Below are 25,445 nucleotides of genomic sequence, written 5' to 3'. Positions count from 1 at the left end.
GGCCCAGGCCGGCCCCGGTCAGCCCCGCAATGCCAGCGCCTGTCCCGCCACCACCAGCAGCACGTGCTCGCACTCCGCCGCGAACCCCGCGTTCAGGCGGCCGAGTTCGTCGCGGTAGCGGCGCCCGGAGGCGGTGGCGGGGACGATGCCGGAGCCGACCTCGTTGGAGACGGCGACGAGGGTGCGGCGCGTGTTGCGGACGGCGGAGGTGAGTTCCTCGACGCGGGCGCGCAGCGCGCGTTCGCCGCCGCCGGCCCACTCCGCGTCGTCCCACGCGTTCACGGAGTCCATCGCGTCCGTGAGCCACAGGGAGAGGCAGTCGATGAGGAGGGGAGGCCCGGAGCCCTCCAGGAGCGGCACCAGGTCGCAGGTCTCCACCGTGCGCCAGGAGCCGGGCCGCCGCTCACGGTGGGCGTGCACGCGCGACGCCCACTCGTTGTCCCCGTTGCGCGCCCCGCCCGTCGCCACGTACAGCACCCCGGGGAAGGACTCCAGACGCCGTTCCGCCTCCACCGACTTGCCCGAGCGCGCCCCGCCGAGCACGAGGGTGCGGCGCGGTACGTCGGGTACGTCCTCGTAGACGCCCACGTCCAGCGTCGTCCCGTCCGGCACCGCCCGCGCGCCCGCCGCCGCGAGCCGCCGCCGCAGTTCGGGGCCCGGCGGCACGTCGTGGTCGAGGTGGACCGCGATCACGTCCGTGGTCGGCCCGACGGCCCCGACCGCGCGCAGCTTCGCCAGGGCGTCCGGCCGCCCCACCACATCGGCGACCACCATGGCGTACGAGTCGCCGTTCTCGTCGAGTCCCGCGGCCGCCGCGCCCGGCGGCAGATACAGCAGCCGCAGTCCGTCCGGTCCGGTCACCGCGTACCCCGTGCCGGGCGAGTCCATCGGCACCGCCCGCACCCGGTGTCCGGTCAGCAGTGCCAGTTCGCTGCCGTCGGGAACCCGTACGGGCTGCGGCAGCCCGGCCGGCACCTCGACGGCGGGCCCGTCGTGCGGATGCGAGAGCAGGACCTGCCGTACGCCGCCCAGCGAGTGCCCGGCGCGGGCCGCGGCGAACGCGGCGCCGGGCGTGAGGTCGAGCAGCAGGGTGCCGTCCACGAGCAGCGCGGTGGCCGCCCGCGCGTTCTCGCCGAGCGCGCTCGCGCAGGCCGCACAGGGACAGTCGGGACGGGGCAGGCCCTCGGGGGCGCCGGTGCCGAGCAGAGTCAGTTCCACGCCCTGATTTTCCCGTGTCACCGTGGGTGGCGCGCGTTCGGGTACAGCGCCCGTAGGCGCGCGGGGCCGTTCACCACCCGCGACGCGTGCCGCGACTCGCGATCTTCTGTTCCGCACCCGGCTCAGCGCCTAGGCTTCGGACGGGAGCCGGATCTTGTGCGGCTTCCGCTGTGCAGTGTGCTCATACCTGGGAGGCGTACATGGCGGCATGGACGTGGCGGTTCGAGAAGTCCGACGGGACAGAGGTCCAACCCGCGGTACAGCCCGAGGAGTTCACCACACAGGGGGACGCGGAGTCCTGGATCGGCGAGGTCTGGAAGGACCTGCTGGAGGGCGGCGCGGACCAGGTGTTCCTCTTCGAGGACAGCACGCAGATCTACGGACCGATGAGCCTGCACGCCGAACCGGAGTAGGCCGGCCGGGGTTGCCGGGACCGTTCCCGGCAACCCCCTTCTCCGTGCGTCAGCCCCTCGCCGCCGCCTTCACCCGTACCTCTTCACCTGTACTTACTGCTCACCTTCACCCGTACCTACTGCTCACCCAGCCGCACGCCGACCGTCCGCTCGGCCCCGCCCCGGACGAACGTCACCCGCGTCCGCTGGCCCGGCTTGTCGGCCGCGAGCGCCTCGGCGAGCGAGGTGAGGGTGGTGATGTCGTTCGTGCCGATCCGGGTGATGATGTCGCCGGGCCGGATGCCCGCCGTGTCGGCCGCGCCGCCGGGCTTCACCTCGACCACGGCGACACCGGCGGGCGCGTAGGTCTCGTCGAGCACGGTACGGCCGGTGATGCCGAGCGCGGCCCGTCCCGAGTCGGTGACCTTGCCGGTCCTGATGATCTGGTCGGCGATCGTCCGCACCATCGAGGCGGGGATCGCGAATCCGATACCGGGCGCCGTGCCGCCCCCGAGGCTCGGATCCGTCGCGGCCAGCGTGGGAATGCCGATGACCTGCCCGTTCAGGCCGACGAGCGCGCCGCCGCTGTTGCCCGGGTTGATCGCGGCCGACGTCTGCACCATGTTGGCGATGGTCGCCCCCGTCCCGCCGTCGGCGCTGCCCTCGCTGACGGTGCGCCCGGTCGCCGACACGATGCCCTGGGTCACGCTGGACGACAATCCGAGGGGCGAGCCCATCGCCAGCACGATCTGGCCGACCTCGACCTTGTCCGAGTTCCCCATGGTGGCCGCCTTCAGCCCGCTCGGCACCTTGTCCAGCTTGATGACGGCGAGGTCCTGGCCCGGGTAGGTGTACACGAGCTTGGCCGTCAGCACGTTCTGGCTGTTGGCCGTCGTCACCCTGAACGTCTCCTCGTTCCCGACCACGTGCGCGTTGGTGACGATGTGTCCCCGGTCGTCGTACACCACCCCCGAGCCCAGTTCGTCGCTCGCCTGGATCTGCACCACCGAGGGCAGGACGTTCTTGATCACCTTCAGGTACGCGTTCTGCAGGTCGTCGGCCGCGAGCGGGACGACGGCCTGCGTCGTCCCGTCCTTCGTGGCGCCCTTCTCGGCCGGTGACCCGGAGCCGGAGCAGCCGCCGAGCAGGGCGGCGGCGCAGACGAGGGCGGTTATGGGGAGCACAGGGCGCGGCACGTGGACACAGGGGGCAGCCATGTCCCGAGTGTCCCTTTCGCGGCTCCGCTCCGGCTCGCGGTGCAGGGCCGAACAGGGGGATCGGGCGGTGGTCAGCCGCGTACGCCGCAGAGATGCAGCAGGGCCGCCACCTGGCGATAGGGGTCCGTCCGTCCGGCCCGCTCCTCCGCGGCCAGGAGAGTCTCCACGTCCTCGGGGACGGGGGTCCCGTCGGGCGCCGTGTCCGTGAAGACCCGCACGCCGTACCAGGCGTGCAACGCCGCCCCGATCCCCGCGAGCGTCGACGTCAGTGTGGCGAGCCGGTCCGCGCGGACGGCGAGGCCGAGCCGATTGACGTAGGCGTCCGTGTCGAACGCGGCCAGGGTCGCCGCCCAGTCACCGGACAGGCCCGGCCGCATGGCCAGCGCGTCGGCGTTGCGCACCAGCAGCGAGAGCAGCCCGCCCGGGGCCAGCATCCGCGCCAGTCCCGCGAGGAGCGGGTCCGGCTCCTCGACGTACATGAGTACGCCGTGGCACAGCACCACGTCGAAGCTGCCGGGCAGGAAGTGCACGCCCGTCTCGCGGCCGTCGCCCTCGATGAGCCGCACCCGGCTCCGGATGCCCTCGGGTTCGGCGGCCAGCGCCTCCCGGGCCACGGCGAGCATCTTCGCGTCCTGCTCGAGGCCGGTCACCTGATGCCCGGCCCGGGCCAGCCGCAGCGCCTGCGTGCCCTGGCCCATACCGACGTCGAGCACCCGCAACCGCTGCCCGACCGGGAACCGGCCGGCTATCTGCTCGTCGAGCTGCCGGGCCACCAGCTCCTGTCGTACGACATCACGCAACCCGCCCAGCTTGCTCAGCCAGGCATCCGCCGCGCCCCCGGAGAACGATGTCGCGCTCAGGGCCGCTCTCCGCGCTTGACCTGCGGCTTCGGCAGCCGGAGGCGACGCATCTGGAGAGTACGCATCAGCGCGTAGGCGACCGCGCCCTTCTTGGGCACGTCGGGGAAGCGGGCGGCCAGCTGCTTCTTCAGGCGGATCGCGATGCCGATCGAGTCGACCACGATCATCACGATCACCACGAGCCACAGCAGCAGCGCGATGTTCTGCAGCGAGCCCACCCGCACCATGCTCAGCACGAGGATGACCACGGCCATCGGCAGGAAGAACTCCGCGACGCAGAAGCGCGAGTCCACGAAGTCGCGTGCGAACTTCCGCACCGGCCCCTTGTCACGGGCGGGCAGATAGCGCTCGTCGCCGTTGGCCAGGGCCTGGCGCTGCTTCTCCATCTGGACACGACGATCGTCGCGCTGCCGCTTGGCCGCCTCCTTGCGCGTCGTCGGCGTCTGGGCGACGCTGCGACGCTGGGTCTGGGCCTCACTGCGCTTGGGCGTGGGGCGGCCCTTGGGGGCCTGCGGGTCACGGGTCTGCTTGGAGTCGGTCACCTGCGCCTTGTCGGCGAGGGCCTTCTCTTCCTTGGCACGGCTACGGAACACAAAACCCAAGGGTACGGGGTGCGGCGGCATGGACGTCATTCGAGTGGGGAACGATCCGGCAACACCGTACGTCTGTAGTGGGACAGAGGGGACGCTGTGTACGGGTGGACCCCGAGTCCCACCTACTCCCTACGCCGGAGCGGTGCCGTACGCAGTCGTCCTTGGGGATGAGCGCATCCGTCCCCGAACAGTGCGGTAATGGATGCAGGGCCCGTACTGTGGGTTCTGTTGCAGTACCTGGAGCTGGAGTCCGTCAGAAGGGGGCGCGCGAAGCCCATGAGCGGTGTCATGAAGCGTATGGGGATGATCTTCCGCGCGAAGGCGAACAAGGCCCTTGACCGGGCCGAGGACCCGCGCGAAACCCTCGATTACTCGTACCAGAAGCAGCTGGAGCTGCTGCAGAAGGTGCGCCGCGGCGTCGCGGACGTGGCGACCAGCCGCAAGCGCCTCGAACTTCAGCTGAACCAGCTCCAGAACCAGTCCACCAAGCTGGAGGACCAGGGCCGCAAGGCGCTCGCGCTCGGCCGCGAGGACCTGGCCCGCGAGGCGCTCTCCCGCCGTGCGGCGCTCCAGCAGCAGGTGACGGACCTGGAGACGCAGCACCAGACCCTCCAGGGCGAGGAGGAGAAGCTCACCCTCGCGGCGCAGCGGCTGCAGGCCAAGGTGGACGCCTTCCGCACCAAGAAGGAGACCATCAAGGCGACCTACACGGCGGCGCAGGCGCAGACTCGCATCGGAGAGGCCTTCTCCGGCATCTCCGAGGAGATGGGCGACGTCGGCATGGCGATCCAGCGCGCCGAGGACAAGACCGCGCAGCTGCAGGCCCGCGCCGGCGCGATCGACGAGCTGCTCGCCTCCGGTGCGCTCGACGACCAGTCCGGTCTGGCCAAGGACGACATCCAGAGCGAGCTGGACCGGCTCTCCGGTGGTACGGATGTAGAGCTGGAACTGCAGCGCATGAAGGCCGAGCTCGCCGGTGGTTCGCCGCAGCAGGCGATCGAGGGCGGCACGGGACAGTCCACGTCGCAGTCCCAGCCGCGGGACACCCCGCGCTTCGACAAGCAGTGACCCACACCTAGGGCGCCTGAGGAGGGCGACATGATCGTACGGATCATGGGGGAGGGGCAGGTGAGGTTGGACGACAGCCACCTCACCGAACTGAACAAGCTGGACGACGCGCTGCTCGCCGAGATGGAGAGCGGTGACGAGGCCGGCTTCCGCCGCACCCTGACCACTCTTCTGGACCAGGTCCGCCGCCTCGGCGCTCCGCTTCCCGACGACGCCCTCGAACCCTCCGACCTCATCCTGCCGTCCCCCGACGCGACCCTCGAAGAGGTCCGCGCCATGCTGACCGACGAGGGCCTGATCCCCGGCTGACGGTTCCCTCCGGGGGTTGAGCGGGGGGAGCTCCTCAGCTCCGGGCCGCCCAACTCGCCCACGCAGTTCCCCGCCCCGACCCGTAGGAAGTGATTCGGCCGCGGGCCGGTGGGGGCTGATCGCGCAGTTCCCCGCGCCCCTAAAAGCCTCCACCCCGCCCCGCGCCTTCAGCCCGTCCGGCGTTTGAGGACGAGGCCGTTCAGGCCGATGCGGGGGTCTGCGGGCGGTAGCCCCCAGGGAGGGGACGGGTAGGGGCGGCGGGGGCGAGAAACGTTGGGGTGCGGTGGTGACCGTTCCGCCGCCTGCAAGGGCCCCGTACCGTAAAACGAGTGAGCACCCTAGAGCGCACGAAGTGCAGACTCCGCGCGCATCCGATGGCACTGGACGCCACTCTGGCGGTCGGCGTACTCGTGACGATGATGGCCGGCTCCTTCGTCGACCCCCACGGGGAGAACGGAGCGACCTGGGGCGTACACACCCCCAACGTCCTCAGCCTCACCCTCATGGTGCTCAGCGCCGCCGCCCTGGTGTTCCGCCGCCGCGCCCCCAGAACGATCCTCGCCACGACCGGCGCCTTCTCCGCCGTGGAACTGGTCGCCAGCGACCCCAGAGCCCCGGTGGTGATGTCCGCCGTCGTCGCCCTCTACACCGTCGCCTCGGCCACGGACCGCCCCACCACCTGGCGCGTCGGCCTGCTCACGATGACGGTGCTGACGGCCTGCGCGATGCTGGTCGGCCCCCTGCCCTGGTACGCGCAGGAGAACCTCGCGATCTTCGCCTGGACGGGCATGGCCGCCGCCGCGGGCGACGCCGTACGCAGCCGCCGCGCCTTCGTGCACGCCATCCGCGAACGCGCCGACCGCGCCGAGCGCACCCGCGACGAGGAGGCCCGTCGCCGCGTCGCCGAGGAGCGGCTGCGCATCGCCCGCGACCTGCACGACGTCGTCGCCCACCACATCGCCCTCGTCAACGTGCAGGCCGGAGTCGCGGCCCATGTGATGGACAAGCGCCCCGACCAGGCCAAGGAAGCCCTCGCGCACGTCCGCGAGGCCAGCCGCTCGGCCCTCAACGAACTGCGCGCCACCGTCGGCCTGCTGCGCCAGTCCGGCGACCCCGAGGCCCCCACGGAACCCGCCCCGGGCCTCGCCCGCCTCGACGAACTCGCCGACACCTTCCGCAACGCCGGACTGCCCGTCGAGGTAGCCCGCGCCGACCACGGCACCACCCTCCCCGCCGCCGTCGACCTGGCCGCGTACCGCGTCATCCAGGAGGCCCTCACCAATGTGCAGAAACACGCGGGCCCTGAGGCGAAGGCCGAGATCAGCGTCGTCCGCGTGGGACCGAACGTGGAAGTGACCGTCCTCGACAACGGACCCGGGCAGGACGACGGCCCGGAGGAGGGCGGCGGGCACGGGCTGCTCGGGATGCGCGAGCGGGTCACCGCGCTCGGCGGCACCTGCACGACCGGTCCCCGCTACGGAGGCGGCTTCCGGGTCCATGCGATCCTTCCGGTCAAGAACCGCACCGCGCCCGCCCTGGGGGACTCCGCATGACCATCCGTGTCCTGCTCGCCGACGACCAGGCGCTGCTGCGCAGCGCGTTCCGTGTCCTCGTCGACTCCGAGCCCGACATGGAGGTGGTCGGGGAGGCGTCCGACGGCGCGGAGGCGCTGCGGCTCACCCGGGAGGTCCGCGCCGACGTGGTGTTGATGGACATCCGGATGCCGGGCACCGACGGCCTCGCCGCCACCCGGCTGATCAGCGCCGACCCGGGACTCGCGCACGTACGGGTGGTCATGCTGACGACCTTCGAGGTCGACGAGTACGTGGTGCAGTCGCTGCGGGCCGGCGCCTCCGGTTTCCTCGGCAAGGGCGCGGAGCCGGAGGAGCTGCTGAACGCCATCCGGATCGCGGCGGGCGGCGAGGCACTGCTGTCCCCGGCGGCCACCAAGGGGCTGATCGCCAAGTTCCTCGCCCAGGGAGACGGTTCGGACGAGGGCCCGGGCTCTGCCCGGGCCGAGCGGCTCGAGGCGCTCACCGGGCGCGAGCGCGAGGTGCTCGTCCAGGTCGCGGGAGGCCACTCCAACGACGAGATCGCCGAGCGGCTGGAGGTCAGTCCGCTCACCGTGAAGACGCACGTCAACCGGGCCATGGCCAAGCTCGGCGCCCGCGACCGGGCCCAACTCGTCGTCATCGCCTACGAGTCGGGCCTGGTACGCCCGAGGGCGGAGTGATCCTGGTACGCCCGAGGGCGGAACGGTCTCCGCGTTGCGGCAGCGCCGGCATCGTTGCCTACGGCAGTGCCAGCATCCGCTCCAGCGCCAGCTTCGCGAACGCCTCCGTCTCCTTGTCCACCTCGATGCGGTTGACCAGGTTGCCCTCGGCGAGGGACTCCAGGGTCCACACCAGGTGGGGGAGGTCGATGCGGTTCATGGTGGAGCAGAAGCAGACCGTCTTGTCGAGGAAGACGATCTCCTTGTCCTCGGCCGCGAAACGGTTCGCCAGGCGGCGGACCAGGTTCAGCTCCGTGCCGATCGCCCACTTGGAGCCGGCCGGGGCGGCCTCCAGGGCCTTGATGATGTACTCCGTGGAGCCGACGTAGTCCGCCGCCGACACGACCTCGTGCTTGCACTCGGGGTGGACGAGGACGTTCACGCCGGGGATGCGCTCGCGGACGTCGTTCACCGAGTCCAGCGAGAAGCGGCCGTGGACCGAGCAGTGGCCGCGCCACAGGATCATCTTGGCGTCGCGCAACTGCTCCGCGGTGAGGCCGCCGTTGGGCTTGTGGGGGTTGTAGAGGACGCAGTCCTCCAGGCTCATCCCCATGTCGCGGACGGCGGTGTTGCGGCCGAGGTGCTGGTCGGGGAGGAAGAGGACCTTCTCACCCTGCTCGAACGCCCACTCCAGGGCTCGCTGGGCGTTGGAGGAGGTGCAGATCGTGCCGCCGTGCTTGCCGGTGAACGCCTTGATGTCGGCGGACGAGTTCATGTACGAGACGGGCACGACCTGCTCGGCTATCCCGGCCTCGGTCAGCACGTCCCAGCACTCGGCGACCTGCTCGGCCGTCGCCATGTCGGCCATGGAGCAGCCGGCGGCGAGGTCGGGGAGGACCACCTTCTGGTCGTCGGACGTCAGGATGTCCGCGGATTCCGCCATGAAGTGCACACCGCAGAAGACGATGTACTCGGCCTCCGGGCGCGCTGCGGCGTCGCGGGCCAGCTTGAAGGAGTCGCCCGTGACGTCGGCGAACTGGATGACCTCGTCGCGCTGGTAGTGGTGGCCGAGCACGAAGACCTTGTCCCCGAGTTTCTCCTTGGCCGCACGGGCCCGCTCCACGAGGTCCGGGTCGGACGGCGAGGGCAGGTCTCCGGGACACTCCACGCCGCGCTCGCTCCTCGGGTCGGCCTCACGGCCGAGCAGCAGCAGGGCGAGGGGCGTCGGCTGTACGTCGAGCTCCTGGGTCTGGGCGGTGGTCACGACACGCACCCTTTCTGTTCTGCGGCTCGCTTGGATCACGGGGCGATCCAGCGGGACATTCGGACTAGCCTTTTCGTCGAAATGACGCTATCTATCATAACCGCTTCACGTCATGTTGACGACGGCCATAGTGTCGATGTGACGTGAATCCCGGAGGTTGTCCACAGGCCGCTGTCCGCTCTCCGGCGCGTGTGCGAGCATGGGAGGCGAGAACGGAAAGCCCACGGAAAGGCAGACTCTCGGCCCGGAATGAATCCGCGGCCCCGGCGGTTGCAATCGTCGGCAAGCAGTCTCCGTACAACCCGGGAGAGAAGCAGATGTCCGTATCGGACGAGAAGACCACCGTGAGCGACGGCATCATGCTGTCCGACTCCGCCGCGGGCAAGGTCAAGGCCCTGCTCGACCAGGAAGGCCGCGACGATCTGGCGCTGCGCGTCGCCGTTCAGCCCGGCGGCTGCTCCGGTCTGCGCTACCAGCTCTTCTTCGACGAGCGCTCCCTCGACGGCGATGTCGTCAAGGACTTCGGTGGCGTCAAGGTCGTGACCGACCGCATGAGCGCTCCGTACCTGGGCGGCGCGTCCATCGACTTCGTGGACACCATCGAGAAGCAGGGCTTCACGATCGACAACCCGAACGCGACGGGCTCCTGCGCCTGCGGCGACTCCTTCAGCTGAGCCCCGGCCGACTGCTGAACAACGCGTACGAAGGCGGCGTCCCCCTCCGACAGGGACGCCGCCTTCGCGCATCCGGGGCCCTACGCGGAGCCACCCAGCCCGCTCCCGTGGCTACCGTGCCTGAGGCTGAGGCGACTTCACCGCGGCGCCGGCCACCTTGCCCTCCGGGATCGGTGTGCCGTCCGACCCGACGACCTTCCGGTCGCCGAGCGGCTGGTCGAGGTGCACCGTCTTCTCGTACACCTTGGCGATGAGGATGCAGATCTTGCCCTGCCACGGTGCCTCGGTCACCTTGACGGTCACCTTGTCCGTGCTCTCGCTCGCGGAGACGGAGTAGTCCGCGCACACCCCGCCCGTGAAGCTCACGGTCAGGTCCTTGCCGTCGGCCGTGTAGCCCTGCACCTTGACGTCACGGGACGTCGGCGCCGCGGTCGGCCGCGGGCTGGGGGTGGCGGTCGGCTTCGGCGAGGCCAGGTACTTCGGGTCGACCGCCGGATGCGTCACCGTGAAGGCGGAGTCCGTGCCCGTCGGCCGTACCTCGAACAGCCAGGACGGCACCAGCGTCTGGTGCCCGGACACGAAGTGCGAGGCCAGCCCGAAGACGGCCTTCTCGACGGCCACCGACTCCCGTTTCGGCGCCGCCGTCGACGCGCGGCACGGCGTCTCGTCACGGTCCTTCAGCGGTACGGCGCTGGCGCAGCCGCCGGGTCCCATGCGCCCGTCGCCCGGCGTCGCGAGAGAGGCCGGGCCGTTCATCAGATCCAGGGCCTTGCTCGCGCTGATCACGGGATACGTGTCTCCCTTGACCGGCGTCTTCAACTGTCCGTTGCCGCCCACCACCTGGCCGTCCGGGCCGACCTGGACGCCGGTCGTCCAGCCGTACGTGGGCAGGCCTCCGACCTTCGGGTCCGCGTTCACCACCCGGACGGCGCCCATGAGCTCGCTCGCGTCCAGCTTGGCGTCGTCCTGGCCCAGCGCCTTCAGCACGGGCACGGCGGCCTTCTTCGCGGCGGCCTCGGTCACCGCGTGGCTGCTCGGGGAGCCGGGGTCGCTCGTGCACACGGCGCCCTTGCAGTTGTCGGTGCCGGGCGCGTACCGGTTGAACGTCCAGGTCCCGGGGGCCCGCTGGTTCACCTGGAGGCTGGGTCCCGAGCCGTCCTTGTCCTGGCCGACCTTCCAGGTCTCGCCGCTGAGCTTCGGGGTGCCGGCGATGTCCAGGGCCTTCGCGAGACGGTCCACCTCGGCCGCTGTGACCTCGCCCTTCGCCGCGTAGACGGGCGCGGAGTCCGGGCCGGCGGGCAGCGTGCCGTCCGCGTGGTAGGTCGCGCCGTAGGGGTTGGGCTCACCGGGCGCGATATCGCCCGAACCGCCCGTGCCACCGGTACCGCCCTCGGTGTAGCCGTCGAGGGCCAGTGGCGGGGGAGTGCCGTCGGCGCCGGGGCTCGCGGAGCGGTCGCGGTCGCTCCCGCCGCCGGACGCGGTCGCGGCGAAATAGGCCCCGCCGCCGCCGACGAGCAGCACCGCGGCCGCGACGGAGGCGACGGCCGCCGGGGAATGGCGGCGGCGCGACTTCGCCGGCTCGCCGCCGTCCTCGGGGGGCTCGGGCGCTTCGGTCTCGGGTCGCTCGGTGCTCACCGCATCGCTCCTTCTGGTCGTACACCGCATCCCCTTTACGGGGGACAGCGATGGGACGCAGCGGGGGAGCGCACGGTTCCCTGCGGGCGCCGTTTCGGAGCCGCCCTTTTCGAGGACCTTTCGGGCCCTGTCAGTCGCCGTAGTCGGACATCGCGTCCAGCAGACGGGCGGACGCGGACGGCACGGTCACCCCGTGGATGCGCGACGGAGACACGGGAAGGTCGGCACGGGAGATGATCGGGTCCGGTGCCGCCCAGTCCCGGGCCACGGCGCCGTCGCCGCGCAGCGACGCCAGATCGCCTTCGAGGTCGTGCGGAGCGGAGCCGTGGACCTTGCGGTTCGTCATGACGGAACCGTATGCACGCCGAGTGTTACGAAGAAAGACCTACTATCGGGTAGTTTTGACCGCTTCAGTGTGCACGTGTCGACCGGGTAGCGTGAACTGTCAATCCCCCTCCGTCGCAGGAGCGTGTCCTCGCCGTGCGTATCGCAGTCACCGGCTCCATCGCCACTGACCACCTCATGACCTTCCCCGGCCGTTTCGCCGACCAGTTCGTCGCGGACCAGCTGCACACGGTCTCCCTGTCCTTCCTGGTCGACAACCTCGACGTACGCCGGGGTGGCGTCGGCGCGAACATCGCCTTCGGCATGGGACAGCTGGGCACCCGGCCGATCCTGGTCGGGGCCGCGGGCTCCGACTTCGACGAGTACCGGGCGTGGCTCGACCGCCACGGCGTCGACACCGACTCGGTCCGGATCTCCGAGGTGCTGCACACCGCGCGCTTCGTGTGCACCACGGACTCCGACCACAACCAGATCGGCTCCTTCTACACGGGCGCGATGAGCGAGGCCCGGCTGATCGAGCTCAAGGCGGTCGCGGACCGGGTCGGCGGCCTCGACCTCGTCCTGATCGGCGCCGACGACCCGGAGGCGATGCTCCGCCACACGGAGGAGTGCCGTTCCCGCACGATCGCCTTCGCCGCCGACTTCTCGCAGCAGATCGCCCGTATGAACGGCGACGAGATCCGGATACTGCTGGACGGGGCGACCTACCTCTTCTCCAACGAGTACGAGAAGGGGCTCATCGAGTCCAAGACCGGCTGGAGCGACGAGGAGATCCTGTCGAAGGTCGGTCACCGTGTGACGACCCTCGGCGCGCGGGGCGTGCGCATCGAGCGGGCCGGTGAGGACCCGATCGAGGTCGGCTGCCCGGACGAGGAGCGCAAGGCGGACCCGACGGGCGTCGGCGACGCGTTCCGCGCCGGTTTCCTCTCCGGCCTCGCCTGGGGAGTCTCCCTGGAGCGCGCCGCCCAGGTCGGCTGCATGCTCGCGACGCTGGTCATCGAGACGGTCGGCACCCAGGAGTACCAGCTCCGCCGCGCCCACTTCATGGACCGCTTCACCAAGGCGTACGGCGACGACGCGGCCATCGAGGTCAGGGCCCACCTGGCCTGATCGCCGAGGTCAGGGCCCACCTGAACTGATCAGGGCACTCCTCCGGACGACCGTCTAGGACACCCGGCGGACCACATAGGCGAAGCCGTGGTCCGCCGGTTCCTCCCCGACGTACTCCTGCCCCCGCATCTCGCACCACGCCGGGATGTCCAGCCGGGCGGCCTCGTCGTCCGAGAGGACGCGAACCGTGCCGCCCACCGGCACGTCCCCGATGACCTTGGCCAGTTCGATGACCGGGATGGGGCAGAGCTTGCCGAGGGAGTCCACCACGAGCGTGTCGGAGTCGGCGGGGGACGGGGAGGGCGGCGCCGACGCCGTCGGGGCGCCGAGTTTCTCGCGTACGTCCGCGACCGCGTCCGGCAGCACCGACAGGAACCGGTCGACGTCCTCGGACGGCGTACCCGGTGGCAGCGAGACCCGGACGTTGCCCTCGCTCAGGACGCCCATCGCCTTCAGGACATGGCTCGGGGTCAGCGTGCTGCTCGTACAGGAGGAGCCGGAGGAGACGGAGAAACCCGCCCGGTCCAGTTCGTGCAGGAGCGTCTCCCCGTCGACGTACAGGCAGGAGAAGGTGACGATCCCCGGGAGACGGTGAACCGCGTCCCCGACCACCTCGACGTCCGGGACCAGTTCGGGCACCCGTACGCGGATCCGCTCCGTCAGTTCCCGCAGGCGCGTGGCCTCCGCGACCGCCTCCGCCCGTACCGCGCGCAGCGACGCCGCCGCGGCCACGACGGCCGGGATGTTCTCGAAGCCCGCCGCCCGCCCCGACTCCCGCTCGTCCAGGGGCCCTTGGGGAGCGAACCGCACCCCCTTGCGCACGACGAGCAGTCCGACCCCCGAAGGGCCGCCCCATTTGTGGGCACTTGCCGTCAGCAGGGACCAGTCGCCCTCCACCCGGCGCCAGGGCAGTGACTGCGCCGCGTCCACCAACAGCGGCACCCCCGCCGCCCGGCATGCCTCCGCGACCTCCCGCACCGGCTGCTCCGTGCCCACCTCGTGGTTGGCGGACTGCAGGCACGCGAGCGCGGTGTCGGGGCGCAGGGCGGCGGCGTAGGAAGAAGGGGAGACGGTGCCCGCGCGGTCGACGGGCACCGTCGTCACCGAGCCGCCCGCCGCCTCGTGGACCTCTGCCGAATGGAGTACCGACGAGTGTTCGACGGCTGACACGATCAGGTGGCTTCCGACGCGCCGGCGGCCCGCCAACGCACCCTCGATCCCGGAGTGCACCGCCCGGGTGCCGGACGAGGTGAAGGTCAGTTCGTCGGGACGGCACCCCACCGCCTCGGCCGCCGCCTCGCGGGCCGCGTCGAGCAACAGTCGGGCCCGCCGTCCCTCCCGGTAGAGCCGCGCGGGATCGGCCCACCCCTCGTCGAGCGAGGCCTGCAGGGCCTGCCGGGCGACGGGATGAAGTGGAGCAGCGGAAGCAGCATCGAAGTAGGCCACACCCCAACGCTAAAGCCCCGCTCACACCAGCGCCCCAAGGGGGCGCGAGGCTGTGACATCTGCGGCTCCGCCGCGGGGCGCGACAAGCCACAATGAGCCCGCAGCCCGCCGTGATGTCCCCCCGTCCCGAGCTCCTGGGCGCCCCAAACCTCCGTCAGAAGTAGCCCGGAGCAGGGCAACCCACCCCCTTCGGCTGACCCAGCGGCGCGTTGGGCACCCTCCCCGCGCGACCCCAAATAGCGTCCAGTAGGGTTTGGTCCGCATAAACATCCAAACCCCTGCCCGACGCAGGGCGGCGACCGACCAGCGAGAAGGCCGCAGCCAACCGCGCGGGCGAGACTCTCGGGAAGGCGCTACGTGAGTCCCAACGGCTCCGACCGCTCGCCGCGGCGCCCGATGCGGCGGAAGCTGCTGCAGGCACTGACTGCGGGCCTGGTCCTGGCGACCGCCACCGGTTGCACATACAAGGACTTCCCCCGCCTTGGTATGCCCACCCCGACCACAGAAGAGGGTCCGCGGATCCTCTCCCTGTGGCAGGGGTCCTGGGCGGCCGCGCTCGCCGTTGGCGTGCTGGTGTGGGGCCTGATCCTGTGGAGTGTGTTCTTCCACCGGCGCAGTCGCACCAAGGTCGAAGTTCCTCCGCAGACCCGGTACAACATGCCCATCGAGGCGCTGTACACGGTGGTCCCGCTCATCATCGTCTCGGTGCTGTTCTACTTCACCGCCCGCGACGAGACGAAGCTCCTCAGCCTCAAGCCGAAGCCCGACGTCACGGTCAACGTGGTCGGCTATCAGTGGAGCTGGGGCTTCAACTACATCGAGGACGTTCCCGGTGTCACCGGCAACGCCAAGATCGACCCGAACCTGGCCGCCATTCCGGACCGGTTCAAGAAGGACTTCCCGGCGAACGCCGGCGGCGTCTACGAGGTCGGTACGCCGGGTGAGCGGAACCCGCAGACGGGCAACCCCGGTCCGACCCTCTGGCTGCCCAAGGGCAAGACGGTCCGCTTCGTCCTCACTTCGCGTGACGTCATCCACTCCTTCTGGGTGGTGCCGTTCCTGATGAAGATGGACGTCATCCCGGGCCACACCAACTCCTTCCAGGTGACCCCCAACAAGGAGGGCACCTTCCTGGGCAAGTGCGCCGAGCTGTGCGGCGTCGACCACTCCCGGATGCTCTTCAACGTGAAGGTCGTCTCCCCCGAGCGCTACGAGGCCCACCTCAAGCAGCTCGCGGCAGAGGGACAGACCGGTTACGTCCCGGCCGGCATTGAGCAGACGGGCCACGAGAAGAACCGGGAGACGAACAACCTGTGAGCATCCTCAACGAACCTCAGGGTGCCGGGGCAGCCGAAGACTCGTACGCGAACGAGCTGCCGGTGCGCCGCAAGCAGCCGGGCAACGTCGTGATCAAGTGGCTCACCACCACTGACCACAAGACGATCGGCACGCTCTACCTCGTCACGTCGTTCGCGTTCTTCTGCATCGGTGGCGTCATGGCGCTGCTGATGCGCGCCGAACTGGCGCGCCCCGGCACGCAGATCATGTCGAACGAGCAGTTCAACCAGGCGTTCACGATGCACGGCACGATCATGCTGCTGATGTTCGCGACGCCGCTGTTCGCCGGTTTCACGAACTGGATCATGCCGCTGCAGATCGGCGCGCCCGACGTGGCGTTCCCGCGGCTGAACATGTTCGCCTACTGGCTCTACCTGTTCGGCTCGCTCATCGCGGTCGGTGGCTTCCTCACCCCGCAGGGCGCGGCCGACTTCGGCTGGTTCGCCTACAGCCCGCTGTCGGACGCGGTCCGCTCGCCGGGTGTCGGCGCCGACATGTGGATCATGGGTCTGGCCTTCTCCGGCTTCGGCACGATCCTCGGTGCGGTCAACTTCATCACGACCATCATCTGCATGCGCGCTCCCGGCATGACGATGTTCCGCATGCCGATCTTCGTGTGGAACGTGCTGCTCACCGCGGTGCTGGTGCTGCTGGCCTTCCCCGTGCTCGCGGCGGCGCTGTTCGCGCTGGAGGCGGACCGAAAATTCGGTGCGCATGTGTTTGACGCCGCCAATGGCGGAGCCTTGCTATGGCAACACCTCTTCTGGTTCTTCGGCCATCCAGAGGTGTACATCATCGCTCTACCATTCTTCGGCATCATCTCCGAAGTCATCCCGGTGTTCTCCCGCAAGCCGATGTTCGGCTACATGGGCCTGATCGCCGCGACGATCTCCATCGCCGGTCTGTCCGTGACCGTGTGGGCGCACCACATGTACGTCACCGGTGGCGTACTGCTCCCGTTCTTCTCCTTCATGACGTTCCTCATCGCCGTACCGACAGGCGTGAAGTTCTTCAACTGGATCGGAACGATGTGGAAGGGGTCCCTGAGTTTCGAGACCCCGATGCTCTGGGCGGTCGGCTTCCTGATCACCTTCACCTTCGGTGGTCTGACCGGTGTCATCCTGGCCTCGCCGCCGATGGACTTCCACGTCTCGGACTCGTACTTCGTGGTGGCGCACTTCCACTACGTGATCTTCGGTACGGTCGTGTTCGCGATGTTCTCCGGGTTCCACTTCTGGTGGCCGAAGTTCACCGGCAAGATGCTCGACGAGCGCCTCGGAAAGATCACCTTCTGGACGCTGTTCGTGGGCTTCCACGGCACGTTCCTGGTGCAGCACTGGCTGGGTGTCGAGGGCATGCCGCGTCGCTACGCGGACTACCTCGCCGCCGACGGCTTCACCGCGCTGAACACGATCTCGACGATCAGCTCGTTCCTGCTCGGCCTGTCGATCCTGCCGTTCTTCTACAACGTGTGGAAGACCGCCAAGTACGGCAAGAAGGTCGAGGTCGACGACCCGTGGGGCTACGGCCGCTCGCTGGAGTGGGCCACGTCCTGCCCGCCGCCGCGCCACAACTTCCTCACGTTGCCGCGGATCCGTTCCGAATCCCCGGCCTTCGACCTGCACCACCCGGAGATCGCCGCTCTCGACCAGCTCGAGAACGCCGGTCACGGTGAGAAGGCCCTCGCTGGTGGCAAGGAGGCCGGCAAGTGAAGGTCCAAGGCAAGATGTTCCTCTGGCTGGCTGCCTTCATCCTCGTCATCGCCATCGTCTATGGCGTGTGGTCGAAGGAGCCGGCCGGCACCACGGCGCTCTTCCTGGCGTTCGGCCTGAGCGTGATGATCGGCTACTACCTGGCCTTCACGGCCCGGCGGGTCGACCAGCTGGCGCAGGACAACGACGAGGCCGATGTCGCGGACGAGGCCGGCGAGGTGGGCTTCTTCAGCCCGCACAGCTGGCAGCCGCTCGCGCTCGGTATCGGCGGCGCGCTCGCCTTCATGGCCGTCGTCTTCGGCTGGTGGCTGCTGTACTTCGGGTTCCCGCTCATCCTGATCGGCCTGTGGGGCTGGGTCTTCGAGTACTACCACGGTGAGAACCGCACCCAGTAGCACGCGCGCGGTCCCGTAGCGATCGCTGGACACCCCGGAAGCCCGGATTCTCCTGACGGAGAGTCCGGGCTTCCTCTTTTGCCGCACGTCGCATCCCCCGCACGGCTCACTCGCCGCGCCATGGTTGACGGGTGTTCATAGCGTGAGTCCATGAATCACGCACCGCGAATCCGCACGGTCGTCAGCCGCACCACGCTGGTGGTCGCCCTCGGCGCGGCCGCCGCTGCCTGCGGCGGAAGCGGCCACCCGCTCTCCGCCCGGCCGTACGACGCGGCGGGTCAGCTCTCCTTCACCGACGTGGTCGGCGACAGCCGCAAGGTCGACCCGGACAAGCCCCTGGAAATCACCTCCAAGGGCGACGACGAGCGCATCACCGATGTGACGGCCGTCGACGCGTCGGGGCGCTATGTGGCGGGCGAACTCGCCGCCGACGGCTCCCGATGGCACAGCACCTCACCACTGGCCGCGGGCGCCCACTACACGGTGCACGTGAGCACGGAGGACGAGGACGGCGCCCCCGGACGCCAGATCGTCGACTTCGAGACCACCGCGCCCACCACGAACAAGCCCCTGGGTGTGACTCTGGGGCCCGCCTCGGGCGAGTACGGCGTCGGTCAGCCCATCACCGCCGAACTCAGTGCCCCGGTCAAGGACAAGGCCGCTCGCGCGATCGTCGAGGGCGCCCTGAAGGTCGACTCCGTGCCCGCCACGGAGGGCGCCTGGCACTGGGTGGACGACAAGACGCTGCACTACCGCCCCAAGGAGTACTGGCCCATCCACGCCACCATCCAGGCCCACAGCAACCTCAAGGGCATCAAGGTCGCCGACCGGCTCTGGGGCGGCGACGCGAAGCCCCTGACACTCACCACCGGGGACCGCTTCGTCGCCGTCACGGACGCCGCCACGCACTCCATGACGATCTACAAGAACGACAAGGTGATCAACCAGATCCCCGTCACCACCGGCAAGCCGGGCTACGAGACCCGCAACGGCGTCAAGGTCGTACTGAGCAAGGAGCCCTACGTACGCATGCGCGGTACCACCGTCGGCATCGCCGAGGGCAGCGCGGACTCCTACGACCTGCCCGTCTACTGGGCTACCCGGGTCACCTGGAGCGGCGAGTACGTGCACGCCGCGCCCTGGTCGGTGGGGGAGCAGGGGTCCGCCAACGTCAGCCACGGTTGTACCGGGATGAGCACCAGCAACGCCGAGTGGTTCTTCAAGAACGTCCGACCGGGCGACATCGTGAAGGTCCAGAACTCCAACGGCGACGCGATGACCCCGTTCAACAACGGCTTCGGCGACTGGAACGTCGCCTGGAAGGACTGGCGCAACGGCAGCGCCCTGACAGCGGGCACCCCGGAGGGTCCGAAGCTGACGGACCGCGCGAGGCTGCGGCCGGAGAGCGTTTGAGATCGACCCGTCCCGCGCCCCGGAAGGGGCGCGGGGCCGTGTTCTTCCGCGGCTCCGCGCTCTCAGGCGCCCTGCAAAGCCTTACGACGCAGCAGCGAGGCCAACGCGGAGGCGAACTCGACCGGATCCACCGGAAGGGTCACCGCCGCGTCCGCACGGCTCCACGTGGCCAGCCAGGCGTCCTGGGGCCGCCCGATGAGCACCAGCACCGGCGGGCAGTTGAAGATCTCGTCCTTGATCTGCCGGCAGACACCCATGCCGCCCATCGGAACCGCCTCGCCGTCCAGCACACAGACGTCGATCCCGCCCTTGTCCAGCTCCGTCAGGACGGCGGCGGGCGTGGCGCACTCGATGAACTCGACCTGGGGGACATCGGGGGCCGGTCTGCGGCCGGTCGCCAGTCGCACCTGCTCCCGGGTGTTGGAGTCGTCGCTGTAGACCAGCACCGTGGCGGTCGGCTGCATTGTTCCTCCACGCATCTAAGAAGCACGGCATTGCTCGGGAACTCCTGGTACCGATGGCGCGGATGCTACCCCCTCGAACACCCCGTCAACACCGGTTCGGACAGGGCTTCGATGGGCCATACGGGCTGGACACACCCCATCAACACCCCGAACGGCACCCCCGGGCGTGAGGGCGGGATAAGCGACCGACATAATGTCGGTCGTGGCGACAGCAACGACAGTAGAAACCGGGCACGCGCACCCGTCGGTCAATCGACCGAACCTCACCAGCGTCGGAACCATCATCTGGCTGAGTTCCGAGCTGATGTTCTTCGCGGCCCTCTTCGCGATGTACTTCACCCTGCGATCGGTGACCGGACCGGATCACTGGAAGGAGATGGCGAGCCATCTCAACTTCCCGTTCTCGGCCACGAACACCACGATCCTGGTGCTCTCCTCCCTGACCTGCCAGCTCGGCGTGTTCGCCGCCGAGCGCGGGGACGTGAAGAAGCTCCGGATGTGGTTCACCGTCACGTTCGTGATGGGTGCGATCTTCATCGGCGGTCAGATCTTCGAGTACACCGAGCTGGTCAAGAAGGACGGGCTCTCGCTCTCCTCCGACCCGTACGGCTCGGTGTTCTACCTGACCACCGGTTTCCACGGCATGCACGTGACGGGTGGACTCATCGCCTTCCTGTTTGTCCTCGGTCGCACCTACGCGGCCAAGAGGTTCACTCACGAGCAGGCAACCGCAGCCATCGTCGTGTCCTACTACTGGCACTTCGTCGATGTCGTCTGGATCGGCCTCTTCGCCACGATCTACATGATCAAGTAACCGGGCGGCGTCCGCGGCGAACCGATCGCACGCGACGAACCGATCCATTCCCAGAAGCATCGACGCAGAAGATCCTGACACCGGGGTAATCCGTGAAAAAGCTCTCCGCACGACGACGCCATCCGCTGGCGGCGGTCGTCGTCCTACTCCTCGCGCTGGCGGCCACCGGGGGGCTGTACGCCGCGTTCGCACCCGCGAGCAAGGCGCAGGCCGATACGACCGCCCAGTCCCTTGCCATCGACGAGGGCAAGAAGCTCTACTCCGTGGGCTGCGCCAGCTGCCACGGAACCGGCGGTCAGGGGTCCTCCGACGGGCCGAGCCTGGTGGGTGTGGGCGCCGCGGCGGTCGACTTCCAGGTCGGCACCGGCCGTATGCCGGCCCAGCAGCCGGGCGCTCAGATCCCGAAGAAGAAGGTCATCTACTCGCAGGCCGAGATCGACCAGCTCGCGGCGTACATCGCCTCGCTGGGCGCTGGTCCCACGGTGCCTACGAAGAGCCAGGTCAGCCCCGAGGGCGCGGACATCGCCAAGGGCGGCGAGCTCTTCCGTACGAACTGCGCGCAGTGCCACAACTTCACCGGCAAGGGCGGCGCGCTGACGCACGGCAAGTTCGCGCCGAGCCTTGAGGGTGTCGACCCCAAGCACATCTACGAGGCCATGCAGACCGGCCCGCAGAACATGCCCTCCTTCCCCGACACCACGCTGTCGGAGAAGAACAAGAAGGACATCATCGCGTACCTCGACGCGGTCAACGGTGACGACACCGAGAGCCCCGGCGGCCTGGAGCTGGGCGGCCTCGGGCCGGTCAGTGAAGGCCTCTTCGGCTGGATCTTCGGTCTTGGCGCCCTGGTCGCCGTCGCCGTCTGGGTCGCCGCTCGGACCGCAAAGGCCAAGAAGTCATGAGTAGCCAAGACATTCCAGAAGAGAACCTGCCCGCTGAGCAGGTCGACGAGCACGGTCATGGCGCGGTAGCCCTCGCGGACGAGACCAACCCGTTCGCGGACCCGGGCCTGCCGCCCCACGAGCCCCGCATCCAGGACATCGACGAGCGGGCCGCCCAGCGGTCCGAGCGTGTCGTCGCCATGCTGTTCACGTTGTCGATGCTGGCCACCGTCGGCTTCATCGCCTCGTACGTGGCGATCCCGAGGGACAAGTCGATCTTCGTCTTCCCGCTCGGGCACATCGGCGCGCTGAACTTCGCGCTGGGGATGACCCTCGGTGTGGCGCTGTTCGCGATCGGCGCGGGAGCGGTCCACTGGGCCCGCACCCTGATGTCCGACGTGGAGATCGCCGACCAGCGTCACCCGATCGAGGCGGAGCCCGAGGTCAAGGCCAAGGTCCTGGCCGACTTCAAGCAGGGCGCCAAGGAGTCCGCGCTCGGCCGCCGCAAGCTGATCCGCAACACGATGTTCGGCGCGCTGGCCCTGTTCCCGCTCTCCGGCGTCATGCTGCTGCGCGACCTGGGCCCGCTGCCCGGCACCAAGCTGCGCCACACGCTCTGGTCCAAGGGCAAGCTGCTCGTCAACATGAACACGAACGAGCCGCTGCGCGCCTCCGACGTCGCCGTCGGCTCGCTCACCTTCGCCAAGCCCGAGGGCCTGGAGGAGCACGACGAGGACTTCCAGCTCCAGATCGCCAAGGCGGCCCTGATGATCGTCCGGCTCCAGCCGGAGAACATCAAGGACAAGCGTGAGCTCGCCTGGTCGCACGAGGGCATCGTGGCGTACTCGAAGATCTGCACCCACGTCGGTTGCCCGATCTCCCTGTACGAGCAGCAGACGCACCACGTGCTCTGCCCCTGCCACCAGTCCACCTTCGACCTCTCCGACGGTGCCCGAGTGATCTTCGGCCCGGCCGGTCACGCCCTGCCGCAGCTGCGCATCGGTGTGAACGAACAGGGCTACCTCGAAGCGCTCGGCGACTTCGAAGAGCCCGTCGGTCCTGCCTTCTGGGAGCGCGGATGAGCACTACCACCACCTCCGACTCGCGCCCCTCGCGCGAGAAGGCCCCGGCCGGCGAGAAAGTAGCCGACTGGGCCGATGGACGGCTCGGGATCTACTCCCTGGCCAAGTCCAACATGCGCAAGATCTTCCCCGACCACTGGTCGTTCATGTTGGGTGAGATCTGCCTCTACAGCTTCATCATCATCATCCTCACGGGTGTGTACCTGACGCTGTTCTTCCACCCGTCGATGAACGAGGTCACGTACCACGGCAGCTACGTCCCCCTGCAGGGACAGCTGATGTCCGAGGCGTTCAACTCGACCATGCACATCTCCTTCGAGGTGCGCGGTGGTCTGCTGGTCCGGCAGATCCACCACTGGGCGGCGCTGGTCTTCCTCGCCGGCATGTTCGTGCACATGATGCGCGTGTTCTTCACGGGTGCGTTCCGCAAGCCGCGTGAGGTCAACTGGCTGTTCGGCTTCCTGCTGTTCGTCCTGGGCATGTTCACCGGCTTCACCGGTTACTCGCTCCCGGACGACCTGCTCTCCGGCACCGGTGTCCGCTTCATGGAGGGCGCGGTCCTGTCCGTGCCGATCGTCGGCACGTACCTGGCGTTCTTCCTCTTCGGCGGCCAGTTCCCGGGCGGCGACTTCGTCGCGCGGTTCTACTCGGTCCACATCCTGCTGCTGCCGGGCATCATGCTCGGCCTGGTGGTCGGCCACCTGATCCTGGTCTTCTACCACAAGCACACGCAGTTCGCGGGCCCCGGAAAGACGAACAACAACGTCGTCGGCATGCCGCTGCTGCCGGTCTACATGGCCAAGGCCGGAGGCTTCTTCTTCCTGGTCTTCGGTGTCATCGCGGCCATCTCGGCGATCGCCTCGATCAACCCGATCTGGACCATGGGCCCCTACCGTCCGGACATGGTGTCCACGGGCGCCCAGCCCGACTGGTACATGGGCTTCTCCGAGGGCCTGATCCGTGTCATGCCGGGCTGGGAGATCAACGTCTGGGGTCACACGCTCGTGCTGGGCGTGTTCATCCCGCTGGTGATCTTCCCGCTGGTCCTGGTCGCGATCGCGGTCTACCCGTTCATCGAGTCCTGGGTCACCGGCGACAAGCGTGAGCACCACATCCTGGACCGCCCGCGCAACGTCCCGACCCGGACCGCGTTCGGTGCCGCCTGGATCAGCTGGTACTTCGTCCTGCTCGTCGGTGGTGGCAACGACATCTGGGCCACGCACTTCCACCTGTCGATCAACTCGATCACCTGGTTCGTGCGCATCGGCTTCTTCGTCGTGCCGGTCATCGTGTTCGTCATCACCAAGCGGGTCTGCCTCGGCCTCCAGCGCCGCGACAAGGACAAGGTGCTGCACGGCCGCGAGTCGGGCATCATCAAGCGCCTGCCTCACGGTGAGTTCATCGAGGTGCACGAGCCGCTCAGTCAGGACGCCCTGCACACGCTCACCGCGCACGAGCAGTACCAGCCCGCCGAGATCGGCGCGACGGTCGACGAGAACGGTGTCGAGCGCAAGGTGAAGGGCACGGAGCGCCTGCGTTCCAAGCTCAGCGAGGGCTTCTACGGGGAGGACAGCCAGATCCCCAAGCCCACGGTCGAGGAGTACAAGGAGATCACGAGCGGCCACGGCCACCACTGATCTTCCGACCGGTTGACCGGTCTTCACTGATCGCCACGGCGAGAGCCTCCGTCCATTGCCTGGACGGGGGCTCTTTGCCGTCTCCGGGCCTGGATAGGGTGTTCCCATCTACACAAGGAGTCCCTTTGCCGGGACGACGGACCCAGGAGCGGCTTATGAGCGCTGTGAACCCCGCTGGAGGCAACACCGCGGCGGGCCGTTCCTGGCCCGTGGTGCTGAACGGCCTGCTCGAGGGCCGCGACCAGAGCGCGGACGACACGGCCTGGGCGATGGACCGGATCATGAGTGGCGAGGCGACGGACGCGCAGATCGCCGGGTTCGCGGTGGCGCTGCGGGCCAAGGGTGAGACGGTCGAGGAGATCTCCGGTCTGGTCCGGACGATGTACGAGCACGCCAATGTGATCGAGGTGCCGGGGGACACCGTCGACATCGTCGGTACGGGCGGTGACGGCGCGAAGACGGTGAACATCTCCACGATGTCGTCGATCGTCGTGGCCGGGACCGGCGCCAAGGTCGTCAAGCACGGCAACCGGGCCGCTTCCTCCGCGTCCGGTGCCTCGGACGTCCTGGAGAAGCTCGGCGTCAATCTGGACCTGACGACGAAGCGGGTGGCCGAGGTCGCGGAGGAGGCCGGGATCACCTTCTGCTTCGCGGTGAAGTTCCACCCGGCGCTGCGTCATGTCGCCGCGGCGCGGGGGCAGTTGGGGATCCGGACCACGTTCAACGTGCTGGGTCCGCTGACGAACCCGGCGCGGGTGAAGGCGCAGGCCGTCGGAGTCGCGGACCTGCGCATGGCGCCGATCGTGGCGGGCGTGTTCGCCGAGCGCGGCAACTCCTCGCTCGTCTTCCGCGGCGACGACGGCCTGGACGAGCTGACCACCACCGCGACGTCCCGGGTCTGGGTCGTCCGCGACGGCAAGGTCACCGAGGAGCGCTTCGACCCACGTGACGTCGGCCTCGAACTCGTCCCCGTGGAGGCCCTGCGCGGCGCCGACGCGTCCTACAACGCGGACGTCGCCCGTCGCCTGCTGGGCGGCGAGACGGGGCCCGTACGGGACGCTGTGCTGCTGAACTCCGCGGCGGCCCTCGTCGCCCTGTCCCCGACCGACGCGCCGCTCGCGGACCAGCTCCGCGCCGGGATGGCGAAGGCGGCGCAGGCGATCGACTCGGGGGCGGCGAAGCGGACGCTGGAACGCTGGGTGGCTGCGAGCCAGTCGTAGTCGGGTTGTTCGTCCGCGGGCCGGTGGGGGTTGCCCGCGCGGTTCCCCGCGCCCCCAAAAGGGGCGCGGGGAACTGCGCGATCTTTTTTGGGGGTCCGGGTGCCGCTCCCGCTCGACGTCCCGGTATGCGGACAGCGGGGTTGCGG

General features: G+C 69.2%; 25 protein-coding genes. 16 read left to right on the top strand and 9 right to left on the bottom strand.

What is annotated here, in order from left to right:
* Positions 1 to 18 precede the first annotated feature (18 nt).
* Entirely contained in the window at positions 19 to 1,218 is a 1,200-nt protein-coding gene (locus ACZ7M3_RS18565; protein WP_472064476.1) for a bifunctional adenosylcobinamide kinase/adenosylcobinamide-phosphate guanylyltransferase, read from the bottom strand.
* Between the two features lie 200 nt (positions 1,219 to 1,418).
* On the opposite strand from ACZ7M3_RS18565, the gene ACZ7M3_RS18560 reads away from it, so the two are divergent.
* A complete protein-coding gene (locus ACZ7M3_RS18560; RefSeq protein ID WP_099500908.1) occupies positions 1,419 to 1,631 on the top strand; it encodes a hypothetical protein in 213 nt (70 codons plus the stop codon).
* Between the two features lie 116 nt (positions 1,632 to 1,747).
* Here ACZ7M3_RS18560 and ACZ7M3_RS18555 read toward each other — a convergent pair whose 3' ends face one another.
* The 3 genes from ACZ7M3_RS18555 to ACZ7M3_RS18545 form a co-directional block, all read right to left on the bottom strand.
* Positions 1,748 to 2,827, bottom strand: coding sequence for a S1C family serine protease (locus tag ACZ7M3_RS18555; RefSeq protein ID WP_472064474.1), 1,080 nt, complete (start codon positions 2,825 to 2,827; stop codon positions 1,748 to 1,750).
* 71 nt (positions 2,828 to 2,898) lie between these two features.
* Positions 2,899 to 3,600 carry a class I SAM-dependent methyltransferase gene (locus tag ACZ7M3_RS18550; RefSeq protein WP_351536254.1) on the bottom strand — a complete coding sequence of 234 codons (702 nt, stop codon included), beginning with the start codon at positions 3,598 to 3,600 and terminating at the stop codon, positions 2,899 to 2,901.
* Positions 3,601 to 3,683: 83 nt separating this feature from the next.
* Complete coding sequence (locus ACZ7M3_RS18545) at positions 3,684 to 4,310, bottom strand: DUF3043 domain-containing protein (RefSeq protein ID WP_472064472.1); 627 nt, start codon at positions 4,308 to 4,310, stop codon at positions 3,684 to 3,686.
* Between the two features lie 246 nt (positions 4,311 to 4,556).
* Between ACZ7M3_RS18545 and ACZ7M3_RS18540 the strand changes: the two genes are divergently transcribed.
* The 4 genes from ACZ7M3_RS18540 to ACZ7M3_RS18525 all read left to right on the top strand — a co-directional run bounded on the left by ACZ7M3_RS18540 (position 4,557) and on the right by ACZ7M3_RS18525 (position 7,890).
* The gene (locus ACZ7M3_RS18540; RefSeq protein ID WP_067363540.1) at positions 4,557 to 5,348 is read left to right on the top strand and encodes a PspA/IM30 family protein; all 792 of its coding nucleotides are present in this window, start codon (positions 4,557 to 4,559) and stop codon (positions 5,346 to 5,348) included.
* Positions 5,349 to 5,378: 30 nt separating this feature from the next.
* Positions 5,379 to 5,657, top strand: a complete 279-nt coding sequence (pspAA, locus tag ACZ7M3_RS18535; RefSeq protein WP_472064470.1) for a PspA-associated protein PspAA — start codon at positions 5,379 to 5,381, stop codon at positions 5,655 to 5,657.
* Between the two features lie 329 nt (positions 5,658 to 5,986).
* Positions 5,987 to 7,210 (top strand): sensor histidine kinase, encoded by a 1,224-nt coding sequence (locus ACZ7M3_RS18530; RefSeq protein WP_472064468.1) that lies wholly within the window; start codon positions 5,987 to 5,989, stop codon positions 7,208 to 7,210.
* Positions 7,207 to 7,890, top strand: a complete 684-nt coding sequence (locus tag ACZ7M3_RS18525) for a response regulator transcription factor (RefSeq protein ID WP_351313136.1) — start codon at positions 7,207 to 7,209, stop codon at positions 7,888 to 7,890. Before ACZ7M3_RS18530 ends, ACZ7M3_RS18525 begins: the two co-directional genes overlap by 4 nt.
* Before the next feature lie 58 nt (positions 7,891 to 7,948).
* On the opposite strand, the gene nadA is transcribed toward ACZ7M3_RS18525, so the two are convergent.
* Positions 7,949 to 9,133, bottom strand: coding sequence for a quinolinate synthase NadA (gene nadA / locus ACZ7M3_RS18520; protein WP_067364751.1), 1,185 nt, complete (start codon positions 9,131 to 9,133; stop codon positions 7,949 to 7,951).
* Between the two features lie 317 nt (positions 9,134 to 9,450).
* On the opposite strand from nadA, the gene ACZ7M3_RS18515 reads away from it, so the two are divergent.
* On the top strand, positions 9,451 to 9,807 hold the full coding sequence (locus ACZ7M3_RS18515) for a HesB/IscA family protein (protein ID WP_067363548.1): 357 nt from the start codon (positions 9,451 to 9,453) through the stop codon (positions 9,805 to 9,807).
* 111 nt (positions 9,808 to 9,918) lie between these two features.
* On the opposite strand, the gene ACZ7M3_RS18510 is transcribed toward ACZ7M3_RS18515, so the two are convergent.
* Positions 9,919 to 11,472 (bottom strand): hypothetical protein, encoded by a 1,554-nt coding sequence (locus ACZ7M3_RS18510; RefSeq protein WP_472064466.1) that lies wholly within the window; start codon positions 11,470 to 11,472, stop codon positions 9,919 to 9,921.
* A 100-nt stretch (positions 11,473 to 11,572) separates the two neighbouring features.
* Positions 11,573 to 11,788 carry a hypothetical protein gene (locus ACZ7M3_RS18505; protein WP_472064465.1) on the bottom strand — a complete coding sequence of 72 codons (216 nt, stop codon included), beginning with the start codon at positions 11,786 to 11,788 and terminating at the stop codon, positions 11,573 to 11,575.
* 134 nt (positions 11,789 to 11,922) lie between these two features.
* Between ACZ7M3_RS18505 and ACZ7M3_RS18500 the strand changes: the two genes are divergently transcribed.
* On the top strand, positions 11,923 to 12,897 hold the full coding sequence (locus ACZ7M3_RS18500; RefSeq protein WP_095855104.1) for a carbohydrate kinase family protein: 975 nt from the start codon (positions 11,923 to 11,925) through the stop codon (positions 12,895 to 12,897).
* A gap of 54 nt (positions 12,898 to 12,951) precedes the next feature.
* Here ACZ7M3_RS18500 and ACZ7M3_RS18495 read toward each other — a convergent pair whose 3' ends face one another.
* Positions 12,952 to 14,343: an aminotransferase class V-fold PLP-dependent enzyme gene (locus tag ACZ7M3_RS18495; RefSeq protein ID WP_472064463.1), complete on the bottom strand. Its 1,392-nt coding sequence runs from the start codon at positions 14,341 to 14,343 to the stop codon at positions 12,952 to 12,954.
* Positions 14,344 to 14,700: 357 nt separating this feature from the next.
* On the opposite strand from ACZ7M3_RS18495, the gene ctaC reads away from it, so the two are divergent.
* From ctaC to ACZ7M3_RS18475, 4 genes are all read left to right on the top strand, one after another.
* A complete protein-coding gene (gene ctaC, locus ACZ7M3_RS18490) occupies positions 14,701 to 15,660 on the top strand; it encodes an aa3-type cytochrome oxidase subunit II (RefSeq protein ID WP_355308462.1) in 960 nt (319 codons plus the stop codon).
* Positions 15,657 to 17,393: an aa3-type cytochrome oxidase subunit I gene (gene ctaD, locus ACZ7M3_RS18485; protein ID WP_351536184.1), complete on the top strand. Its 1,737-nt coding sequence runs from the start codon at positions 15,657 to 15,659 to the stop codon at positions 17,391 to 17,393. Before ctaC ends, ctaD begins: the two co-directional genes overlap by 4 nt.
* Positions 17,390 to 17,788, top strand: coding sequence for a cytochrome c oxidase subunit 4 (locus ACZ7M3_RS18480; protein ID WP_095855107.1), 399 nt, complete (start codon positions 17,390 to 17,392; stop codon positions 17,786 to 17,788). Before ctaD ends, ACZ7M3_RS18480 begins: the two co-directional genes overlap by 4 nt.
* A 150-nt stretch (positions 17,789 to 17,938) precedes the next feature.
* Positions 17,939 to 19,201, top strand: coding sequence for a L,D-transpeptidase (locus ACZ7M3_RS18475; protein WP_472064461.1), 1,263 nt, complete (start codon positions 17,939 to 17,941; stop codon positions 19,199 to 19,201).
* A 62-nt stretch (positions 19,202 to 19,263) separates the two neighbouring features.
* Here ACZ7M3_RS18475 and ACZ7M3_RS18470 read toward each other — a convergent pair whose 3' ends face one another.
* Positions 19,264 to 19,665, bottom strand: a complete 402-nt coding sequence (locus tag ACZ7M3_RS18470) for a response regulator (RefSeq protein ID WP_355308460.1) — start codon at positions 19,663 to 19,665, stop codon at positions 19,264 to 19,266.
* A 193-nt stretch (positions 19,666 to 19,858) separates the two neighbouring features.
* On the opposite strand from ACZ7M3_RS18470, the gene ctaE reads away from it, so the two are divergent.
* The 5 genes from ctaE (at position 19,859) to trpD (ending at position 25,299) form a co-directional block, all read left to right on the top strand.
* The gene (gene ctaE / locus ACZ7M3_RS18465) at positions 19,859 to 20,479 is read left to right on the top strand and encodes an aa3-type cytochrome oxidase subunit III (RefSeq protein WP_355434626.1); all 621 of its coding nucleotides are present in this window, start codon (positions 19,859 to 19,861) and stop codon (positions 20,477 to 20,479) included.
* A gap of 92 nt (positions 20,480 to 20,571) precedes the next feature.
* Positions 20,572 to 21,381 carry a cytochrome bc1 complex diheme cytochrome c subunit gene (qcrC, locus tag ACZ7M3_RS18460; RefSeq protein WP_351313151.1) on the top strand — a complete coding sequence of 270 codons (810 nt, stop codon included), beginning with the start codon at positions 20,572 to 20,574 and terminating at the stop codon, positions 21,379 to 21,381.
* Entirely contained in the window at positions 21,378 to 22,442 is a 1,065-nt protein-coding gene (gene qcrA / locus ACZ7M3_RS18455) for a cytochrome bc1 complex Rieske iron-sulfur subunit (protein ID WP_351313153.1), read from the top strand. Before qcrC ends, qcrA begins: the two co-directional genes overlap by 4 nt.
* Positions 22,439 to 24,079: a cytochrome bc1 complex cytochrome b subunit gene (gene qcrB, locus ACZ7M3_RS18450; RefSeq protein WP_355308459.1), complete on the top strand. Its 1,641-nt coding sequence runs from the start codon at positions 22,439 to 22,441 to the stop codon at positions 24,077 to 24,079. The genes qcrA and qcrB overlap by 4 nt, the downstream gene beginning before the upstream one ends.
* Positions 24,080 to 24,234: 155 nt before the next feature.
* The gene (trpD, locus tag ACZ7M3_RS18445; protein WP_355308458.1) at positions 24,235 to 25,299 is read left to right on the top strand and encodes an anthranilate phosphoribosyltransferase; all 1,065 of its coding nucleotides are present in this window, start codon (positions 24,235 to 24,237) and stop codon (positions 25,297 to 25,299) included.
* Positions 25,300 to 25,445 lie beyond the last annotated feature (146 nt).

It is taken from the genome of Streptomyces sp. NPDC111656, assembly GCF_055656965.1.
The sequence above is the reverse complement of the archived record's forward strand: the minus strand, read 5'-3'. Positions and strand labels throughout refer to the sequence as shown.

What these genes read in the sequence shown, in the direction of transcription:
- pspAA (WP_472064470.1), top strand. Translation starts at nt 5,379, where the DNA reads ATGATCGTACGGATCATGGGGGAGGGGCAGGTGAGGTTGGACGACAGC.
- ACZ7M3_RS18555 (WP_472064474.1), bottom strand. Translation starts at nt 2,827, where the DNA reads ATGGCTGCCCCCTGTGTCCACGTGCCGCGCCCTGTGCTCCCCATAACC.
- ACZ7M3_RS18510 (WP_472064466.1), bottom strand. Translation starts at nt 11,472, where the DNA reads ATGCGGTGTACGACCAGAAGGAGCGATGCGGTGAGCACCGAGCGACCC.
- ACZ7M3_RS18540 (WP_067363540.1), top strand. Translation starts at nt 4,557, where the DNA reads ATGAGCGGTGTCATGAAGCGTATGGGGATGATCTTCCGCGCGAAGGCG.
- qcrB (WP_355308459.1), top strand. Translation starts at nt 22,439, where the DNA reads ATGAGCACTACCACCACCTCCGACTCGCGCCCCTCGCGCGAGAAGGCC.
- ACZ7M3_RS18525 (WP_351313136.1), top strand. Translation starts at nt 7,207, where the DNA reads ATGACCATCCGTGTCCTGCTCGCCGACGACCAGGCGCTGCTGCGCAGC.
- ACZ7M3_RS18560 (WP_099500908.1), top strand. Translation starts at nt 1,419, where the DNA reads ATGGCGGCATGGACGTGGCGGTTCGAGAAGTCCGACGGGACAGAGGTC.
- ctaE (WP_355434626.1), top strand. Translation starts at nt 19,859, where the DNA reads ATGTCGGTCGTGGCGACAGCAACGACAGTAGAAACCGGGCACGCGCAC.
- qcrA (WP_351313153.1), top strand. Translation starts at nt 21,378, where the DNA reads ATGAGTAGCCAAGACATTCCAGAAGAGAACCTGCCCGCTGAGCAGGTC.
- ACZ7M3_RS18475 (WP_472064461.1), top strand. Translation starts at nt 17,939, where the DNA reads ATGAATCACGCACCGCGAATCCGCACGGTCGTCAGCCGCACCACGCTG.
- trpD (WP_355308458.1), top strand. Translation starts at nt 24,235, where the DNA reads ATGAGCGCTGTGAACCCCGCTGGAGGCAACACCGCGGCGGGCCGTTCC.
- ACZ7M3_RS18515 (WP_067363548.1), top strand. Translation starts at nt 9,451, where the DNA reads ATGTCCGTATCGGACGAGAAGACCACCGTGAGCGACGGCATCATGCTG.
- ACZ7M3_RS18545 (WP_472064472.1), bottom strand. Translation starts at nt 4,310, where the DNA reads ATGCCGCCGCACCCCGTACCCTTGGGTTTTGTGTTCCGTAGCCGTGCC.
- ACZ7M3_RS18470 (WP_355308460.1), bottom strand. Translation starts at nt 19,665, where the DNA reads ATGCAGCCGACCGCCACGGTGCTGGTCTACAGCGACGACTCCAACACC.
- ACZ7M3_RS18505 (WP_472064465.1), bottom strand. Translation starts at nt 11,788, where the DNA reads ATGACGAACCGCAAGGTCCACGGCTCCGCTCCGCACGACCTCGAAGGC.